Source organism: Pseudomonas paralactis, assembly GCF_001439735.1.
Lineage (GTDB): Bacteria > Pseudomonadota > Gammaproteobacteria > Pseudomonadales > Pseudomonadaceae > Aquipseudomonas > Aquipseudomonas paralactis.
In genome coordinates this window covers 682,862-700,429 of record NZ_JYLN01000002.1, presented here as the reverse complement: position 1 = coordinate 700,429, position 17,568 = coordinate 682,862, and the positions used below count along the sequence as shown (strand labels likewise).

General features: G+C 59.0%; 15 protein-coding genes. 9 read left to right on the top strand and 6 right to left on the bottom strand.

Translation table 11 applies throughout. From position 1 onward, the window contains the following. Window positions 1-41: 41 nt before the first annotated feature. The 3 genes from TX23_RS07385 to TX23_RS07375 form a co-directional block, all read right to left on the bottom strand. Complete coding sequence (locus TX23_RS07385) at window positions 42-1,670, bottom strand: ABC transporter substrate-binding protein (RefSeq protein ID WP_057701625.1); 1,629 nt, start codon at window positions 1,668-1,670, stop codon at window positions 42-44. A gap of 257 nt (window positions 1,671-1,927) precedes the next feature. Then, window positions 1,928-3,529, bottom strand: a complete 1,602-nt coding sequence (locus tag TX23_RS07380; RefSeq protein ID WP_057701624.1) for an ABC transporter substrate-binding protein — start codon at window positions 3,527-3,529, stop codon at window positions 1,928-1,930. Window positions 3,530-3,766: 237 nt separating this feature from the next. Then, complete coding sequence (locus TX23_RS07375; protein ID WP_057701623.1) at window positions 3,767-4,477, bottom strand: SIMPL domain-containing protein; 711 nt, start codon at window positions 4,475-4,477, stop codon at window positions 3,767-3,769. 204 nt (window positions 4,478-4,681) lie between these two features. On the opposite strand from TX23_RS07375, the gene TX23_RS07370 reads away from it, so the two are divergent. From TX23_RS07370 to TX23_RS07360, 3 genes are all read left to right on the top strand, one after another. Beyond that, on the top strand, window positions 4,682-5,944 hold the full coding sequence (locus TX23_RS07370; RefSeq protein ID WP_057701622.1) for an ATP-binding protein: 1,263 nt from the start codon (window positions 4,682-4,684) through the stop codon (window positions 5,942-5,944). After that, on the top strand, window positions 5,937-6,497 hold the full coding sequence (locus tag TX23_RS07365) for a response regulator transcription factor (RefSeq protein ID WP_003171731.1): 561 nt from the start codon (window positions 5,937-5,939) through the stop codon (window positions 6,495-6,497). The genes TX23_RS07370 and TX23_RS07365 overlap by 8 nt, the downstream gene beginning before the upstream one ends. A 99-nt stretch (window positions 6,498-6,596) precedes the next feature. Further along, window positions 6,597-8,321: an ABC transporter ATP-binding protein/permease gene (locus TX23_RS07360; RefSeq protein ID WP_057701621.1), complete on the top strand. Its 1,725-nt coding sequence runs from the start codon at window positions 6,597-6,599 to the stop codon at window positions 8,319-8,321. 192 nt (window positions 8,322-8,513) lie between these two features. Here the strand turns inward: TX23_RS07360 and TX23_RS07355 are convergent, their stop codons facing one another. Then, complete coding sequence (locus TX23_RS07355) at window positions 8,514-8,951, bottom strand: YhcB family protein (RefSeq protein WP_003171734.1); 438 nt, start codon at window positions 8,949-8,951, stop codon at window positions 8,514-8,516. A gap of 146 nt (window positions 8,952-9,097) precedes the next feature. Between TX23_RS07355 and TX23_RS07350 the strand changes: the two genes are divergently transcribed. The 3 genes from TX23_RS07350 to zapE all read left to right on the top strand — a co-directional run bounded on the left by TX23_RS07350 (window position 9,098) and on the right by zapE (window position 12,273). Continuing rightward, window positions 9,098-9,727 (top strand): alpha/beta hydrolase, encoded by a 630-nt coding sequence (locus TX23_RS07350; RefSeq protein ID WP_057701620.1) that lies wholly within the window; start codon window positions 9,098-9,100, stop codon window positions 9,725-9,727. Window positions 9,728-9,743: 16 nt separating this feature from the next. Next, entirely contained in the window at window positions 9,744-11,099 is a 1,356-nt protein-coding gene (locus tag TX23_RS07345; protein WP_057701619.1) for a tryptophan--tRNA ligase, read from the top strand. 79 nt (window positions 11,100-11,178) lie between these two features. Further along, window positions 11,179-12,273 carry a cell division protein ZapE gene (gene zapE, locus TX23_RS07340; protein ID WP_005784768.1) on the top strand — a complete coding sequence of 365 codons (1,095 nt, stop codon included), beginning with the start codon at window positions 11,179-11,181 and terminating at the stop codon, window positions 12,271-12,273. A gap of 617 nt (window positions 12,274-12,890) precedes the next feature. Here the strand turns inward: zapE and TX23_RS07335 are convergent. Beyond that, window positions 12,891-13,787, bottom strand: coding sequence for a GlxA family transcriptional regulator (locus TX23_RS07335; RefSeq protein WP_198708283.1), 897 nt, complete (start codon window positions 13,785-13,787; stop codon window positions 12,891-12,893). Window positions 13,788-14,031: 244 nt separating this feature from the next. Between TX23_RS07335 and TX23_RS07330 the strand changes: the two genes are divergently transcribed. Beyond that, window positions 14,032-15,168 carry an acyl-CoA dehydrogenase family protein gene (locus TX23_RS07330; RefSeq protein WP_057701617.1) on the top strand — a complete coding sequence of 379 codons (1,137 nt, stop codon included), beginning with the start codon at window positions 14,032-14,034 and terminating at the stop codon, window positions 15,166-15,168. A 128-nt stretch (window positions 15,169-15,296) separates the two neighbouring features. Here the strand turns inward: TX23_RS07330 and TX23_RS07325 are convergent, their stop codons facing one another. Beyond that, window positions 15,297-16,337 carry an NADP(H)-dependent aldo-keto reductase gene (locus TX23_RS07325; RefSeq protein ID WP_057701616.1) on the bottom strand — a complete coding sequence of 347 codons (1,041 nt, stop codon included), beginning with the start codon at window positions 16,335-16,337 and terminating at the stop codon, window positions 15,297-15,299. Window positions 16,338-16,586: 249 nt separating this feature from the next. Here TX23_RS07325 and rplM point away from each other — a divergent pair, with 249 nt between their 5' ends. Further along, window positions 16,587-17,015, top strand: a complete 429-nt coding sequence (gene rplM / locus TX23_RS07320; protein ID WP_003171742.1) for a 50S ribosomal protein L13 — start codon at window positions 16,587-16,589, stop codon at window positions 17,013-17,015. A 14-nt stretch (window positions 17,016-17,029) separates the two neighbouring features. Beyond that, on the top strand, window positions 17,030-17,422 hold the full coding sequence (gene rpsI / locus TX23_RS07315) for a 30S ribosomal protein S9 (protein ID WP_002555064.1): 393 nt from the start codon (window positions 17,030-17,032) through the stop codon (window positions 17,420-17,422). Window positions 17,423-17,568 lie beyond the last annotated feature (146 nt).

The window sequence follows — 17,568 nt, the reverse complement described above, 5'->3', positions numbered from 1 at the left end:
GGAATAACGGCGACGTTATGAAACGTCGCCGTTATTGATCCTTACTTGCCGCTTACGCTAACGCCATAGAAGGAGTTCAAGCCAAATGGGCTGATCTTGAAGTCCTGTACGGTGTTACGCATGGGTTGATACACCGTCGAGTGCGCGATAGGTGTCATCGGGACTGCATCTTTGAGGATATGTTGCGCCTGCTTGTACAGCTCGGTGCGTTTGGCGACATCCGATGTGGCCTTGGCTTCTTTCACGATGCCGTCGAATTTCTTGTCGCACCACTTGGAGAAGTTGTTACCCGACAGCGAGTCGCAGCCGAACAGCACGTTCAGCCAGTTATCCGGGTCACCGTTGTCGCCACTCCAGCCAATGATCATGGCCTGGTTCTCGCCGCCTTTGGAGCGCTTGATGTACTCGCCCCATTCGTAGCTGGTGATCTTGACCTTCAGGCCGATCTTGGACCAGTCGTTCTGCAGCATTTCAGCCATCAGCTTGGCGTTCGGGTTGTACGGACGCTGAACCGGCATGGCCCACAGGACGATTTCGGTACCTTCCTTGACGCCGGCTTCCTTGAGCAGCGCCTTGGCTTTCTCAGGGTCGTACTGGGCGTCCTTGATGCTGGTGTCGTAGGACCATTGGGTCGGCGGCATGGCGTTGACGGCCAGTTGACCGGCGCCCTGGTACACGGAGTCGATGATCTGCTGCTTGTTTACGGCCATGTCCAGCGCCTGGCGTACGCGCAGGTCCGCCAGCGGGTTTGGCTGATCGCTGCCCTTGACCTTGTCCATGACGTTGTAGGCAACGTAGCCCAGGTTGAAACCGGCCTGGTGCGGCAGTTTCAGGTCTTTGTCTTCGCCCAGCGCCTTGAGGTCGGCCGGACGCGGGAACAGGGTGATCTGGCATTCGTTTTTCTTGAGCTTCTGGATACGCACCGATGGGTCGGTGGTGATAGCGAAGATCAGGTTGTCGATCTTCACGTCCTCAGGTTTCCAGTAGTCCTTGTTGCCGGTGTAACGAATGTTCGAGTCTTTCTGGTAGCTCTTGAACACGAACGGGCCAGTGCCGACCGGCTTCTGGTTGATGTCGGCGGGTTTGCCTTCCTTCAACAGTTGCGCGGCATATTCAGCGGACTGGATCGAAGCGAAGCTCATGGCCAGGTTCTGGATGAAAGCCGCGTCCACGGTGCCAAGGGTGAACTTGACGGTGTGGTCATCGACTTTCTCGATGTTCTTGATGTTGGTGTCCATCCCCATGTCCGTGAAGTATGGGAACTCGGTGGGGTAGGCCTTACGGAACGGATCGTCTTTGTTGATCATCCGGTTGAACGTAAACAGTACGTCGTCAGCCGAGAATTCACGAGTAGGCTTGAAGTACGGGGTGGTGTGGAACTTGACGCCTTCGCGCAGGTGGAAGGTGTACGTCAGGCCGTCGGGGGACACGTCCCAGCTGGTGGCCAGGCCAGGAACGACGGCGGTGCCGCCACGCTCGAACTGGCTCAGACGGTTGAACATGGTTTCGGCCGAGGCATCGAAGTCTGTTCCGGTGGTGTACTGGCCTGGATCGAAACCGGCCGGGCTCCCTTCGGAGCAGAACACCAGGTTAGTTGCCGCAAGGGCTACGGGGGCTGCGGCCATCAGGCCGGCGCTCACTAATAACGGAAGGACTGCGTGTTTAAGCATGTTGGCCTCATGATTTGTTGTCATTTTTGGTGGTGAGGGCGACCTCGTGAGTCGGCCTGCGGATACTTATGCAGGCGCCATACCCAATGCAAGATGCTGAACGGTTACGAGCGGCAAACTGTGGTACGAACGTACAGGAATGTCGCAATTATGAAAGTTTTGCCATAAAAGCGTCGAATTGATGTTTTTTTCGGTGCAATGTGCGCACCAAAAAAGCCCAGCCGAGGCGTCTAGCGCACTCGGTTGGGGCATGGATGTTACTTATCTAGACTCACGCCGTAGAAGGGCGTCAGTCCAAACGGGCTGATCTTGAAATCGCGCACTTCCTTGCGCAGAGGCTGGAAAACCGTCGAGTTCGCAATAGGCGTTATAGGTACCTGTTCCTTAAGGATTTTCTGCGCCTGTTGATACCACTTGATGCGCTGCTCGCGGTCGTTGCTGACCTTGGCTTGCTGCACCAGCTTGTCGTAGGCCGGGTTACACCATTTGGCGTAGTTGCTGCCCTTGACCGCAGCACAACTGTAGAGCACGCCGAGCCAGTTATCTGGGTCGCCGTTGTCGCCAGTCCAGCCGTAAATCATTGCATCATGTTCGCCATTTTTGGCGCGTTTAATGTATTCGCCCCACTCATAGCTGACGATGTTGGCCTTGATGCCGACCTTGGCCCAATCCTGTTGGATCATCTGTGCGGACATCCGCGCATTGGGGTTGGAGGCGCGTTGAACGGTCATCGCCCAAAGATTGATGGTGGTACCTGGTGCAACCCCTGCTTCTTTTAGTAGCAACCGGGCCTTGGTCGGATCGTACGGGGCATCCTTGATGTCGGGATCATAAGACCACTGCGCTGGCGGCAGTGCGTTCTGCGCCAATTGTCCGGCGCTCTGGTACACGGCCTTGATGATTGCCGGCTTGTCGATCGCCATGTCCAGGGCCTGGCGCACCTTGAGCTGGTCCAGCGGCGGGTGAGTCACGTTGTAGGCCAGAAAACCCAGGTTGAAACCAGCTTGTTGCAGCACGCGCAGGTTGGGATCCTGTTTCATCACGTCGATATCGGCAGGTCGCGGATAACCGCTGACCTGGCATTCACCGGCCTTGAGTTTTTGCAGGCGCGCGGCGGCGTCCGGGGTGATCGCAAATACCAGGTTATCGAGCTTCACGTCCTCGGGCTTCCAGTATTGTCTGTTGGCCACATAACGGATCTGCGCGTCTTTCTGGTAACGCTTGAACACAAACGGGCCGGTGCCGATCGGCTTCTGATTGATCTGCTCGGCCTTGCCTTCTTTCAAGAGCTGGGCGGCGTATTCGGCCGATTGCACCGAGGCGAAACTCATGGCCAGGTTCTGTACAAATGACGCATCGACGTTGTTCAGGGTGAAACGCACGGTGTGTTCGTCAAGTTTGTCGACGCTCTTGATCGTGGTGTTCAAGCCCATGTCGGTGAAGTAGGGCGATTCGGAGGGGTAAGCCTTGCGAAACGGGCTGTCGGCATCCAGCAGGCGATTAAAAGTGAACAGCACATCGTCGGCGTTGAAATCGCGGGTCGGGGTGAAGAAGTCGGTGGTGTGGAACTTGACCCCATCGCGCAGGTGGAAGGTGTAGCTCAGGCCGTCCTTCGATACATCCCAGCTCGTGGCCAGGCCAGGTTCTACCTCGGTACCACCGCGCTTGAACTGAGTCAGGCGGTTGAACACGGTTTCGGCGGACGCGTCGAAATCAGTGCCGCTGGTGTACTGGCTGGGATCGAAGCCGGCGGGGCTGGCTTCGGAGCAGTAGACCAGTGTGGTAGCGGCTTGGGCCATCGGCATAAAGGCCAGGAGGCTGACGGTGAGGAGCAGTGGCTTGATGGCGATTCTTTCCATGGAGACCCCTAAGATGGCGGACGTATAAAACTGCCCAAACGAAAAAGGCGGTCACCGAGGTTACCGCCGTTCTGGTTACTCAGGTAGGAGCATGTGCGTCAAATGGTGCCCTTGGCTGCTCAGAGAAGTTTGAGTTATCTATTGCAAGGTTTTCAGACGGCTGAACTTTCGGTGATGGCGAAACAGCGTAAAAAAAGGCGCAGCCCGTTAAGGCTGCGCCATGGTGTTTTTTAAAGTTTATTGCAGCACTTCAATCACACCATCGGCACTCATGCTGACCTGGCTGGTGCCCGCTTCAACTTCAGGGGTCGGTGCCGAATCGGCCATGGCGGCCTTCATCATCATGCCACCGCGGGCATAAGGCATCGGGTAACCATTGGTGTTGAAGTTCAAGTTGACGATCTTGTAACCCTTGCCGCCCAGTGCGTCGGTGGCCAGTTGCGCACGGGCCTTGAACGCGGTAACGGCGTCTTTGAGCAGCGCATCTTCGCTGGCCTTGCGCGTGGCATCAGCGATGGCGAAGTCCATGTTTTCCATTTTCAAAGTGTTCAACAGCTCGCCGGTGAGCTTGGACAGCGCCGGGAAGTCTGCGCTTTCCAGGCGCAGTTCGGCGCGCTCGCGCCAGCCGGTGATCTTCTGGTTCTTGTTGTCGTAGATCGGGTAGCTGTTACGGCTGCCCTGGCGCAGGGTCACGCCTTTGACTTCGCGGGCCTGGCCCAGGGCAGTGTTCATGGTGGTGGTAATTTCAGCGGCAAGCTTGGCCGGGTCTGCGTTTTGCGACTCGGTGTAGAGGGTGACGATCATCTTGTCGCGGGCCACTTCCTGGCTGACTTCGGCGCGCAGGGAGATCTGGTTGTAATTCAGTGCATCGGCGGCCACCGCCGGCAGGCTGGCAATCGCGCTGGCGCTGAGAGTGATGATGGCTGCACTGCGAATGAAACGAGACATGGAAGCTCCTTGAGATAGTCGTGCTCGGTATGACTGTAGACGCTGGCATCGGGTTCTTCGGGTTTACACATTACCTACAAGTAGGCCTGCGCCGACGAACGGTCATTAGCCGAGCCTGCGTCAAAGAGCCACACGCGCCGTGCCAGCCGGTCTGCTTCGTTTATACTCGTGCCGATCCGCCTGCAGCGCTCATCGGGAGAGCTCATGCTCGCCGCCGTAAAACTGACTTCCGCCACTCGCCAGAACCTTTGGCGCCTGACGTTCATTCGTACCCTGGTATTGGCCGCACAGGCCGGTTCCGTCGGGCTCGCCTATTGGTTCGACCTGCTGCCGCTGCCCTGGCTGCAACTGGCTGTCACCCTTGGTTTTTCCACGGTGTTATGTGCGTTTACCGCCATACGGCTGCGCACCACCTGGCCGGTTACCGAGTTGGAATATGCCCTGCAACTGGCTTGCGACCTGTTTATCCACAGCGTGTTGCTGTATTTCTCCGGTGGGTCCACCAACCCGTTTGTTTCGTATTACCTGGTGCCACTGACCATCGCCGCCGTGACGTTGCCGTGGCGCTACTCGGTGGTGCTGTCGGGGATCGCGCTGACGCTGTACACCTTGCTGCTGGCTCAGTTCTACCCCTTGCAGACCTTCCCGATCGCACGGGAAAACCTGCAGATCTACGGGATGTGGTTGAGTTTTGCCCTGTCCGCTGCGGTGATCACCTTCTTCGCCGCACGCATGGCCGAAGAACTGCGCCGTCAGGAAGAATTGCGCGCCATTCGCCGTGAAGAGGGCTTGCGTGACCAGCAACTGCTGGCCGTCGCCACCCAGGCCGCCGGTGCCGCCCATGAGTTGGGTACGCCGCTGGCGACCATGAGCGTGCTGCTCAAGGAAATGACCCAGGACCATCACGACCCGGCCCTGCAGGATGACCTCAGCGTTTTGCAGGAGCAGGTCAAGCAGTGCAAGCTGACATTGCAGCAACTGGTGCGTGCCGCCGAAGCCAATCGCCGTCTGGCGGTGGAGATGCAGGACGTTACCCAGTGGCTCGATGAGGCCCTGAATCGCTGGCACCTCATGCGTCCCGAAGCCAGTTACCGCTTTAACCTGCTGGGCCAAGGCAGCGTGCCGCGCCTGGCGCCGCCGCCGGACCTGACCCAGGCGCTGCTCAACCTGCTGAACAACGCCGCTGACGCCTGCCCTGAAGGGCTCGGTGTACAGTTGGACTGGGACGCCGAGAACATCACCATCAGCATTCGTGACCACGGCGCGGGTGTGCCGCTGGCCATTGCCGAGCAGATCGGCAAACCGTTCTTTACCACCAAGGGCAAAGGCTTCGGCCTGGGCCTGTTTTTGAGCAAGGCCAGCGTGACCCGCGCGGGCGGCTCAGTGAAGCTCTATAGTCATGAGGAAGGTGGCACGCTCACCGAGCTGCGCCTGCCCCGTGCCGCACGAGGAGATATCGATGAGTGACGAGATCCAAGTCGAAGGCGAAGAACTGCCGCACCTGTTGCTGGTAGATGACGATGCGACCTTCACCCGCGTGATGGCGCGCGCCATGAGCCGTCGCGGTTTTCGCGTCAGCACCGCAGGGTCGGCCGAAGAAGGCCTGACCATCGCACAGGCCGACCTGCCGGACTACGCCGCCCTCGACCTGAAAATGGACGGCGACTCTGGCCTGGTACTGCTGCCCAAGCTGCTGGAGCTTGACCCTGAAATGCGCGTGGTGATCCTCACCGGTTATTCCAGCATCGCCACCGCCGTTGAAGCCATCAAGCGCGGCGCCTGCAACTACCTGTGCAAGCCGGCGGATGCCGACGACGTGCTGGCCGCACTGCTTTCCGAGCACGCCGACCTCGACACCCTGGTACCGGAAAACCCGATGTCGGTGGACCGCCTGCAATGGGAGCATATCCAGCGCGTGCTGACCGAGCACGAAGGCAATATCTCTGCCACTGCCCGCGCTCTGGGCATGCACCGCCGTACTTTGCAGCGCAAGTTGCAGAAGCGCCCGGTACGACGCTGAACGGCAACTGAACAACCCGCTTCAGGCTGCACGGATGCACGAACCGATCACCTATGATCGGTTCAAACGCCTGTGATGTTTTCCTACCGAGCCTGAACAATGAATCAGAACGCTGAGTACTCCGCGGTCAACGATGCGGTGCGTGGGCAATTTTTCCGCCGAACCTGGGCCATGATCACGCCTTATTGGCGCAGCGAGGAGAAGGGCAGGGCCTGGCTGCTGCTGGCCGCAGTGATTGGCCTGTCGCTGTTCAGCGTGGCGATCTCCGTGTGGATCAACCACTGGTACAAGGACTTCTACAACGCCCTGGAGAAGAAGGACACCGCGGCCTTCTGGCAACTGATCGGTTATTTTGGCGCGATCGCCGCCGTGGCGATTCTCGGTGCGGTTTATCGGCTCTACCTGACCCAGATGCTGACAATCCGCTGGCGTGCCTGGCTCACCGAAAAGCACTTCACCCGGTGGCTGGCCCACAAGAACTACTACCAGCTGGAGCAGGGCGGTTATACCGACAACCCGGACCAGCGGATTTCCGAGGACCTCAACAACTTCACCTCCGGCACTTTGAGCCTCGGCCTTGGGTTGCTGCGTAACGTGGTCAGCCTGGTGTCGTTCTCGATTATCCTGTGGGGTGTGTCGGGCAGCATCGAAGTGTTTGGCATCACCATCCCCGGTTATATGTTCTGGTGCGCGCTGCTGTACGCCGCCGTGGGCAGTTGGCTGACGCACCTGATCGGCCGCCGCTTGATCGGCCTGAGCAACCAGCAGCAACGCTTGGAGGCGGACCTGCGTTTTTCCATGGTGCGGGTGCGGGAGAATGCCGAGAGTATTGCCTTGTACAACGGCGAGCCGAATGAAAGGCAACGTTTGAGTACGCGCTTCGGCAAGGTCTGGCAGAACTTCTGGGACATCATGAAAGTGTCCAAGCGCCTGACCTTTTTCACCGCTGGCTACAGCCAGATCGCGATCATCTTCCCGTTTATCGTCGCCGCGCCGCGCTACTTCACTGGCAAGATTGAGCTGGGCGAGCTGATGCAAATCAACTCGGCGTTTGGCAACGTGCAGGAAAACTTCAGCTGGTTTATCAACGCCTACTCGGAACTGGCGACGTGGCGCGCCACCAGTGATCGTCTGCTGAGTTTTCAGCAAGCCATGAGCGACAACGAGCAGCGCGCTCCGGCCATCGATGTGCGCCCTGAAGGCGAGCGCCTGGTGATCAAGGACCTGGGCATGGACCTGGCCGACGGCCGTCACCTGCTCACCGACGCCGACATGACCGTGGAGCCTGGCCAGCGTGTCATGCTCAGCGGGCGTTCCGGCAGCGGCAAGAGCACCTTGCTGCGGGCGATGGGCCATCTGTGGCCGGCCGGTCATGGCAGCATTCGTCTGCCGGCGACGCGCTACTTGTTCCTGCCGCAGAAGCCTTACCTGCCGATTGGTACGCTCAAGGCGGTGCTCAGTTATCCACAAGATGACAGCGGTTATGCGGCCGAACGTTATGCACAGGTCCTTGAAACCTGCCGCCTGCCGCACCTGGTCGCTCGGCTGGATGAGGCCAATCATTGGCAACGTATGCTTTCGCCGGGAGAGCAACAGCGCCTGGCGTTTGCCCGTGCGTTATTGTTTGCACCGCGATGGTTGTACATGGACGAAGCGACCTCGGCGATGGATGAAGAAGACGAGGCAACCCTGTACCAAGCGTTGATTGATGAACTGCCGGGATTGAGCATCGTCAGCGTCGGCCACCGCAGCAGCCTCAAGCGTTTCCACGGGCGGCATGTGCGCATCGACGGTGGGCGTTTGCAGGAGCAACAGCTTACTTAAGCTCATGCTCGGTAAGTGTGGGAGGGGGCTTGCTCCCGATGGCGGCCTGTCAGTAACAGATGCATTGGCTGATCCACCGCTATCGGGAGCAAGCCCCCTCCCACATTGATCTGCATTGTTCTTGAAGTGGCTGCCCAAAAAAAGCCCGGCTGATCATCGACCAGCCGGGCTTTTTTATTGCTTGAGGATGACTTACTTCTTCAAGCCGTAATGCTCATCCAACATGCCTGGAGCGTTCGGCGTTTTTGGCGCGTAGTCCCGTGGTGGCTCCTGGTTTTCCCGTGGCGGGGTCAAGCGTTCCCGCGGGGTTTGCGGTGCATCGGAATGCAGCGCAGCCAGCAGGCGCTGGCGAGTGATGTCGTCGAGGGCCAGGCGGTTAGCCCCATCGGCGAGGTGATCCTGTACTTCCTGGTAGCTCTGGGTGAGCTTCTTGACCAGGGTCGCGGTGCTGTTGAAGTGGGTAACAACCTCGTTCTGATAACTGTCAAAACGTTCCTGAATGTCATCCAGCTGACGCTGCGTGCGGTTAGGCGCGGCATTCGGCAGCAGGCGAGCAACCAGGAATCCAATGGCGACACCGGCAACCAGGGCAAGAGTCGGCAACAACCAAACTAAGAGCGAGTGTTCCACGAGTCCTTCCTCTATAAACGGCTTTGCTTTACGTTAACGGCTCAAACCTGCGCTGTATACCGCGATTAAGCTCGCAATGATGCCATGCACAGACTTTTAGCTAGACGAGTCGACCCCTTGAGAGGTCACGGAGTTCATCCTTGCTCATGCGTGAAACCCCCGTTTTGATCGATGGCCCGGTGGGCCAATTGGAAGCCCTGTACCTGGATCATCCCGAACCACGTGGCCTGGCGCTGATCTGCCACCCTAACCCGGTGCAGGGTGGGACCATGCTCAATAAAGTCGTTTCGACCCTGCAACGCACTGCCCGCGATGCCGGTTTGATTACTTTGCGTTTCAATTATCGTGGTGTCGGTGCCAGCGCCGGTACACACGATATGGCCAGTGGTGAAGTCGATGATGCTGAAGCGGCCGCCACCTGGCTGCGGGAAAAACACCCGGACCTGCCGATCACCTTGCTGGGTTTTTCCTTCGGTGGTTACGTCGCCGCCAGTCTTGGCGGCCGCCTGGAAGCCAAGGGCGAGAAGCTCGCGCACCTGTTCATGGTGGCGGCGGCGGTGATGCGCCTGGGCGAGTCGGACGTGCTGCCCCAAGGCTGCCCGTTGACTCTGATCCAGCCGGAAAGCGACGAAGTGGTCGACCCGCAAGTGGTCTACGCCTGGTCCGCCGCCCTGAAACGCCCCCATGAGTTGCTGAAAGTGGCAGAATGCGGACACTTTTTTCACGGCAAGCTGACCGATCTCAAGGATCTGGTGCTGCCACGCCTTTCGAATTGATGACAAGCGATCCCCCATGACGACCCGTACCCGTATCCTCACCGGTATCACCACCACCGGCACGCCGCACCTGGGCAACTATGCCGGTGCGATTCGCCCGGCGATCCTCGCCAGCGAAGACGCGAATGCCGATTCCTTCTACTTCCTGGCCGACTACCACGCCCTGATCAAATGCGACGACCCGCAGCGCATCCAGCGCTCGCGTATGGAAATCGCCGCGACCTGGCTGGCCGGTGGCCTGGATGTGAACCGGGTGACCTTCTACCGCCAGTCGGACATCCCCGAAATTCCCGAGCTGACCTGGCTGCTGACTTGCGTTGCCGCCAAGGGCCTGCTCAACCGCGCCCATGCCTACAAGGCCTCGGTGGACAAAAACGTGGAAAACGGTGAAGACCCGGATGCGGGCATCAGCATGGGCCTGTACAGCTACCCGGTGCTGATGGCGGCGGACATCCTGATGTTCAACGCGCACAAGGTGCCGGTGGGTCGCGACCAGATCCAGCACGTGGAAATGGCCCGCGACATCGGCCAGCGCTTCAACCACCTGTTCGGCAACGGTAAAGAATTCTTCACCATGCCCGAGGCGCTGATCGAAGAAAGCGTCGCCACCTTGCCGGGCCTGGATGGCCGCAAGATGTCCAAGAGCTACGACAACACCATCCCGTTGTTCACCAGCGCCAAGGACATGAAAGACGCGATCTCGCGGATCGTCACCGACTCCCGCGCGCCGGGCGAAGCCAAGGACCCGGACAACTCGCACCTGTTCACCCTGTACCAGGCGTTCGCGACCAAGGCCCAGGAAGAAGAGTTCCGTGGTGAGCTGCTGCAAGGCCTGGGCTGGGGCGAGGCGAAGAACCGTCTGTTCCAACTGCTCGACGGCCAGCTCGGCGAAGCGCGCGAGCGTTACCATCAACTGATGGCGCGCCCATCGGACATGGAAGACCTGCTGCAAGTCGGCGCCAAAAAGGCCCGCGCTGTGGCGGCACCGTTCCTGGCCGAGCTGCGTGAAGCGGTGGGCTTGCGTTCGTTCGTCAACCAGGCTGCGGCGCCGGTCGCCACCAAGAAAAAAGCGGCGAAGGCTGCACGTTTCGTGAGCTTTCGTGAGGAAGACGGCAGTTTCCGCTTCCGCCTGTTGGCCGCCGACGGCGAGCAACTGCTGTTGTCGCGCAACTTTACCGATGGCAAAGCAGCCGGCGCGGTGACCAGGCAACTGCAAGGTGGTGATGCGCTGGACGTGCGCTCCGAGGCTCTGAGCTTCAGCGTATGGCTGGACGGCGCCGCAGTAGCAGACGGTGCCGAGTACGTCGATGAAGCGTCGCGTGACGCGGCCATCGAAGCCTTGCGCGTTGCGTTAACCCCAATCGAGGATTAACCCGACCAAGGGTTGATTGCCATTCTCCAGGGCCGTCGTTACAGTGTCGGCCCGTTTTTGTTGCCTTGCTAACGAAATTATGACGCCCCTAGAACGATATCAAGCTGATCTGAAACGCCCTGAATTCTTCCATGACGCGGCCCAGGAAAATGCTGTGCGTCATTTGCAGCGCCTGTACGACGATCTGGTCGCGGCCTCGCAAAGCAAGCCAGGGATGTTCAGCAAGCTGTTTGGCAAGAAAGACCACACGCCGGTCAAGGGCCTGTACTTCTGGGGTGGCGTCGGCCGGGGCAAGACTTACCTGGTAGACACCTTCTTTGAAGCGCTGCCATTCAAGGAAAAGGTCCGTACTCACTTCCACCGCTTCATGAAGCGCGTGCACGAAGAGATGAAAACCCTGCCGGGTGAGAAAAACCCGCTGACCATCATTGCCAAGCGTTTCTCCCAAGAGGCACGGGTGATCTGCTTCGATGAATTCTTCGTCTCCGACATCACCGACGCCATGATCCTCGGCACTTTGATGGAAGAGTTGTTCAAGAACGGCGTGACCCTGGTGGCCACCTCGAACATCGTGCCTGATGGCCTGTACAAGGACGGCCTGCAGCGTGCGCGCTTCCTGCCGGCCATTGCGCTGATCAAGCAGAACACTGATATCGTCAACGTCGACAGCGGCGTCGACTACCGTCTGCGCCATCTGGAGCAAGCCGAACTGTTCCACTTCCCGCTGAACCAGGCGGCGCACGACAGCCTGAAAAAGAGCTTCCGCGCGCTGACGCCGGAATGCACTCAGGCGGTGGAAAACGACAAGCTGATGATCGAGAACCGCGAAATCATCGCTTTGCGTACCTGCGATGACGTGGCCTGGTTCGAATTCCGCCAACTGTGCGACGGCCCACGTAGCCAGAACGACTACATCGAGCTGGGCAAGATCTTCCATGCGGTGATCTTGAGCGGCGTGGAGCAGATGGGCGTGACCACCGACGACATTGCGCGGCGATTTATCAACATGGTCGACGAGTTTTACGACCGTAACGTCAAGCTGATCATCTCGGCGGAAGTCGAACTCAAGGACCTCTATACCGGCGGCCGCTTGAATTTCGAATTCCAGCGTACCCTGAGCCGCCTGCTGGAAATGCAGTCCCACGAGTTCCTGTCGCGCGGGCACAAGCCTTAATCAATCTCCAGCTCAATGGAGATCTAATGTGGGAGCCGGGCTTGCCCCCGATAACCATGGGTATCTACACAACTTTTTGTAGCCACTGCCGACGCTAACCACGATGCGAAGCGAGCCGCTCTTGCTCTTGCTCTTGCTCTGCTTTTGATCTTGATCTTAGGCGCCCCATCAAACCACGCTGGCCGGAATTCGCCAGGGATTTGGGGGGTAAACCGGCAGGGATGCCGGTTTAGCCGCCCCGCGCCATGGATGGCGCGTGGCGGCGGCCCCCCAAATCCATGGCGGATTACGGGCACACCGAGCCTAAGCGAGGTGCCGAGTGGTGGGGCAAGAGCGCTTTGGTTACTTTCGCGCTTTTCGAAAGTGACCCGCTGTAAAAGCGGAACCAATAGCAGCCGTGACCCAAACAACGGATATGCACTCGATCAAAGTCCAGCATTCTGGTCGGCTATCAGGCCGCCATCGGGGGCAAGCCCCCTCCCACAGGTCCGGCGTCGCACCAAAGAGTTGTGTAGATACCTATGCCGCGATGGGGGTGTATCAGTCAACTATATGCTGGCTGATACACCGTCATCGCAGGCAAGCCAGCTCCCACAATGGTGTATGTCTGCCTGAGATTAGGCGGCCTGCTGGAACTGCTGGCGATACTGGTTCGGCGACAACTCCGTGTGCTGCCTGAACAACCGCGCAAAGAAACTCGCATCGTCGTAACCCACCTCGTAACTGATGGTCTTGATGCTCTTGCGGCTGCCCGAGAGCAGGCCCTTTGCCGTCTCGATGCGCAGCCGTTGCAGGTAATGCAGCGGCTTGTCACCGGTGGCGGTCTGGAAGCGGCGCATGAAGTTGCGGATGCTCATGCCGTGCTCCCGGGCGACGTCTTCGAAGCGGAACTTGTCGGCAAAATGCTCTTCGAGCCAGTGCTGGATCTGCAGGATGATCACGTCCTGATGCAGCTTTTGCCCGCCAAAACCGATACGCCCCGGCGAATAGCTGCGCTGCACTTCATAAAGGATGTCGCGGGCCACGGCCTGGGCGATGTTGGCGCCGCAAAAGCGTTCGATCAGGTAGATGTAAAGGTCGCAGGCCGACGTGGTGCCGCCGGCGCAATACAGGTTGTCGGCATCGGTCAGGTGCTTGTCCTGGTTGAGCTGCACCCTGGGGAAGCGCTCGCTGAAGGCATTGAAGAACCGCCAGTAGGTGGTCGCCTCCTTGCCATCGAGCAGCCCGGCTTCGGCCAGCCAGAACACCCCGGTGGCTTCACCGCACAGCACGGCACCACGGGCATGTTGTGCGCGCAGCCACGGCAGCACTTGCGGGTAGCGCGTGCACAGGGCGTCGAAGTCGTCCCAGAAGGCCGGCAGCACAATGATATCGGCATCTTCCAGGCCACCGTCCACGGGCATGATCACATCGCTGAAGCTGCGCACTGATTGCCCGTCGGGGCTGACCAGGCGTGTTTCGAATGCCGGGGTCAGGCCCAGGCCTTGCTGTTTGCCGTAGCGCAGGCTGGCCAGATGGAAAAAATCCTTGGCTTGCATGAGGGTGGAAGCGAATACCCGATCAATGGCCAAAATGCTGACGCGCCGCAACGGCGTGGAGATTTGGTTAGACATAATTTCATTTATTCTTATAGGGGAAAGTGGTCACCAGACGGCTGGATCGTCTTATTTTTTGTCGCATGTGTCCAGTGTCCCGTGACGCCATCGGGGCATAGGCTCTGTGGGCTCGTCCTTGTCCGACAATCCACGCAGGTGAACCATGATCCCCAGAACCTTGTTCAGCTCGGAGCACGAACTCTTCCGCGAGAGCGTGCGCACCTTCCTCGAAAAGCACGCCGTGCCCTTCCATGGGCAATGGGAAAAACAGGGCTATATCGACCGTAACCTGTGGAACCAGGCGGGGGAGGCGGGCATGTTGTGTTCCCACCTGCCGGAGGAATATGGCGGCCTGGGCGCGGATTTTCTCTACAGCGCAGTGGTGATCGAAGAAGTCAGTCGCCTGGGCTTGACCGGCATCGGCTTTTCCCTGCATTCGGATATCGTCGCGCCCTACATCCTGCATTACGGCAGTGAAGCGCTGAAGCACAAGTACCTGCCCAAGTTGATCTCCGGGGAGATGGTCACGGCCATTGCCATGACCGAGCCGGGCGCTGGTTCCGACCTGCAGGGCGTCAAGACCACAGCGGTTTTGGATGGCGATGAGTACGTGATCAACGGCTCCAAGACCTTTATCACCAATGGCTACCTGGCCGATCTGGTGATCGTTGTTGCCAAGACCGACCCCAAGGCCGGCGCCAAGGGCACCAGCCTGTTCCTGGTGGAAGCCGACACGCCGGGCTTCGACAAGGGCAAGCGCCTGGAAAAAGTCGGCATGAAGGCCCAGGACACCTCGGAGCTGTTCTTCCAGGACGTGCGTGTGCCCAAGGAAAACCTGCTGGGCCAGGCGGGCATGGGCTTTGCCTACCTGATGCAGGAACTTCCGCAAGAACGCCTGACCGTGGCGATTGGTGCACTGTCCTCAGCCGAAGCGGCGTTGCAATGGACCCTGGACTACACCCGCGAGCGCAAGGCGTTCGGCAAGGCGATTGCCGACTTCCAGAACACCCGGTTCAAGCTGGCCGAGATGGCCACCGAGATTCAGATTGGTCGCGTGTTTGTCGACCAATGCATGGCCTTGCATCTGGAAGGCAAGCTGGACGTGCCCACGGCGGCGATGGCCAAGTACTGGGCCACGGACCTGCAATGCAAGGTGCTCGATGAGTGCGTGCAGTTGCATGGCGGCTACGGCTTCATGTGGGAATACCCGATCGCCCGGGCCTGGGCGGATGCGCGGGTGCAGCGCATTTATGCGGGTACCAATGAAATCATGAAGGAGATTATTGCGCGGGCGCTTTGATTGTCTGGTGCTCTTGATGGCCTCATCGCAGGCAAGCCAGCTCCCACATTTGACGGTATTCACAGATCAAAATGTGGGAGCTGGCTTGTCGGGTCGCCGCATCGCTGCGATAGCGGTCTGAAGGTCAATCAAGGCGCCGGATTCGGATGATCCTTCTGAATCGCCTCAATCCCATCCAGCACCTCTTTCGACAGTTTCAGTTCGGCACTGGCAATATTGCTATCCAACTGCTCCAGCGATGTGGCCCCAATAATATTGCTGGTCACAAACGGCTGCTGCGTCACAAACGCCAGCGCCATCTGCGCCGGGTCCAGGCCATGCTCGCGCGCCAACGCCACATACCGGCTGCACGCGGCTTCCGATTGCGGGTTGAAGTAGCGGCTGAAGCGGCTGTACTCGGTCAGGCGCGCCTTGGCCGGGCGAGCGCCATTTTCGTACTTGCCACTGAGCATGCCGAACGCCAAAGGCGAATAGGCCAGCAAGCCGCACTGCTCGCGGATGGCAACCTCCGCCAGGCCCACTTCAAAGCTGCGGTTGAGCAGGTTATAGGGGTTCTGGATCGACACCGCGCGCGGCCAGCCACGGGCTTCGGCCAGGGCCAGGAACTTCATGGTGCCCCACGGGGTTTCGTTGGACAGGCCGATGTGGCGGATCTTGCCGGCCTTGACCTGTTCATCCAGGGCTTCGAGGGTTTCTTCCAGCGGGGTGAGGTCGTCTTCGTCCTTGTGCTTGTAGCTCAACTGGCCGAAGAAATTGGTGCTGCGCTCCGGCCAGTGCAATTGGTAGAGGTCGATCCAGTCGGTCTGCAGGCGCTTGAGGCTGGCGTCGAGGGCTGCGGCGATGTGCTTGCGGTTGTGGCGCAGGTGGCCATCGCGGATATAGTCGATGGTGTTGCCGGGGCCGGCGATCTTGCTGGCGAGGATCCAGTCGGCGCGGTCGCCACGGCTTTTGAAATAGTTGCCGATGTAGCGCTCGGTGGTGGCGTAGGTGTCGGCCTTGGGCGGTACCGGGTACATTTCTGCGGTATCGAGGAAGTTGATCCCCGCGGCCTTGGCCCGTTCGATCTGCGCGAAAGCCTCTGCCTCGCTGTTCTGCTCGCCCCAGGTCATGGTGCCCAACGCGATGGCGCTGACGTTCAGATCGGTGCGGCCCAGCTGTCGGTAATCCATCGGGTACTCCTTCGGGGGAAAACAATCATAAAAGCAGGTTGAATTTTTTTTCGCAATCTGCATAATTGCCCACCTCTTTCTGCAGTGGAAGTGATGCGCCGCCTGCCGAAGAATCTTGCCGTTGAACGGACGCGCCGACCCGAGCCCCCGATAGCGTCTGTATCCGGCTGCCTTTGACTTGTCAAAGTACGCACTATTCAGTAAGATCCGCCGTCTAATTTACAGGGCGGCCCCTGAGGCTATTAAAGAATGACAACTTTTACTGCAAAACCGGAAACAGTTCAGCGCGACTGGTTTGTCGTCGACGCCGCTGGTCAGACCCTGGGTCGTCTGGCCACTGAAGTCGCCAGCCGTCTGCGTGGCAAGCACAAGCCTGAATACACCCCGCACGTTGATACCGGTGACTACATCGTGATCATCAACGCTGAGCAGGTACGTGTTACCGGCAACAAAGCGCAAGACAAAATGTACTACCGTCACTCCGGTTTCCCAGGCGGTATCAAGTCTTCCAACTTTGAAGGCCTGATCTCCAAGAAGCCTGAAGCCCCGATCGAAATCGCGGTCAAAGGCATGCTGCCGAAGGGCCCACTGGGTCGCGATATGTTTCGCAAGCTGAAAGTCTATGCGGGCGCTGTACACCCTCATGCTGCTCAGCAGCCCCAAGAACTGAAGTTTTAACGGAATAGTTCATTATGTCGGCGACTCAAAATTACGGCACTGGCCGTCGCAAAACCGCAACCGCACGCGTTTTCCTGCGTCCGGGCACTGGTAACATCTCGATCAACAACCGCTCCCTGGACAACTTCTTCGGTCGCGAAACTGCCCGCATGGTAGTTCGTCAGCCGCTGGAATTGACCGAGACCGTTGAAAAGTTCGACATCTACGTCACCGTTATCGGTGGCGGTGTAAGTGGTCAAGCTGGCGCAATCCGCCACGGTATCACTCGCGCTCTGATGCAGTACGACGAAACCCTGCGTGGCGCTCTGCGCAAAGCTGGCTTCGTTACTCGCGATGCTCGTGAAGTTGAACGTAAGAAAGTCGGTCTGCGTAAAGCGCGTAAGCGTCCGCAGTACTCGAAGCGTTAATTCGCTTTACGTTCCAAAAAACGCCCAGCCTCCTCACGGAGCTGGGCGTTTTTTATTGCCTGCGATTTATGCACATTTTTCGCCGTGACAACTTGCCACATCCGTAGACCCCCTATACTACAAGGCCTGAGGGCGGAGGCCCGGGC

Bases quoted from the DNA above. Each gene is read 5' to 3' on its own strand.
- TX23_RS07385 (WP_057701625.1), bottom strand. From the start codon at position 1,670: ATGCTTAAACACGCAGTCCTTCCGTTATTAGTGAGCGCCGGCCTGATG.
- TX23_RS07380 (WP_057701624.1), bottom strand. From the start codon at position 3,529: ATGGAAAGAATCGCCATCAAGCCACTGCTCCTCACCGTCAGCCTCCTG.
- TX23_RS07375 (WP_057701623.1), bottom strand. From the start codon at position 4,477: ATGTCTCGTTTCATTCGCAGTGCAGCCATCATCACTCTCAGCGCCAGC.
- TX23_RS07370 (WP_057701622.1), top strand. From the start codon at position 4,682: ATGCTCGCCGCCGTAAAACTGACTTCCGCCACTCGCCAGAACCTTTGG.
- TX23_RS07365 (WP_003171731.1), top strand. From the start codon at position 5,937: ATGAGTGACGAGATCCAAGTCGAAGGCGAAGAACTGCCGCACCTGTTG.
- TX23_RS07360 (WP_057701621.1), top strand. From the start codon at position 6,597: ATGAATCAGAACGCTGAGTACTCCGCGGTCAACGATGCGGTGCGTGGG.
- TX23_RS07350 (WP_057701620.1), top strand. From the start codon at position 9,098: ATGCGTGAAACCCCCGTTTTGATCGATGGCCCGGTGGGCCAATTGGAA.
- TX23_RS07345 (WP_057701619.1), top strand. From the start codon at position 9,744: ATGACGACCCGTACCCGTATCCTCACCGGTATCACCACCACCGGCACG.
- zapE (WP_005784768.1), top strand. From the start codon at position 11,179: ATGACGCCCCTAGAACGATATCAAGCTGATCTGAAACGCCCTGAATTC.
- TX23_RS07330 (WP_057701617.1), top strand. From the start codon at position 14,032: ATGATCCCCAGAACCTTGTTCAGCTCGGAGCACGAACTCTTCCGCGAG.
- TX23_RS07325 (WP_057701616.1), bottom strand. From the start codon at position 16,337: ATGGATTACCGACAGCTGGGCCGCACCGATCTGAACGTCAGCGCCATC.
- rplM (WP_003171742.1), top strand. From the start codon at position 16,587: ATGACAACTTTTACTGCAAAACCGGAAACAGTTCAGCGCGACTGGTTT.
- rpsI (WP_002555064.1), top strand. From the start codon at position 17,030: ATGTCGGCGACTCAAAATTACGGCACTGGCCGTCGCAAAACCGCAACC.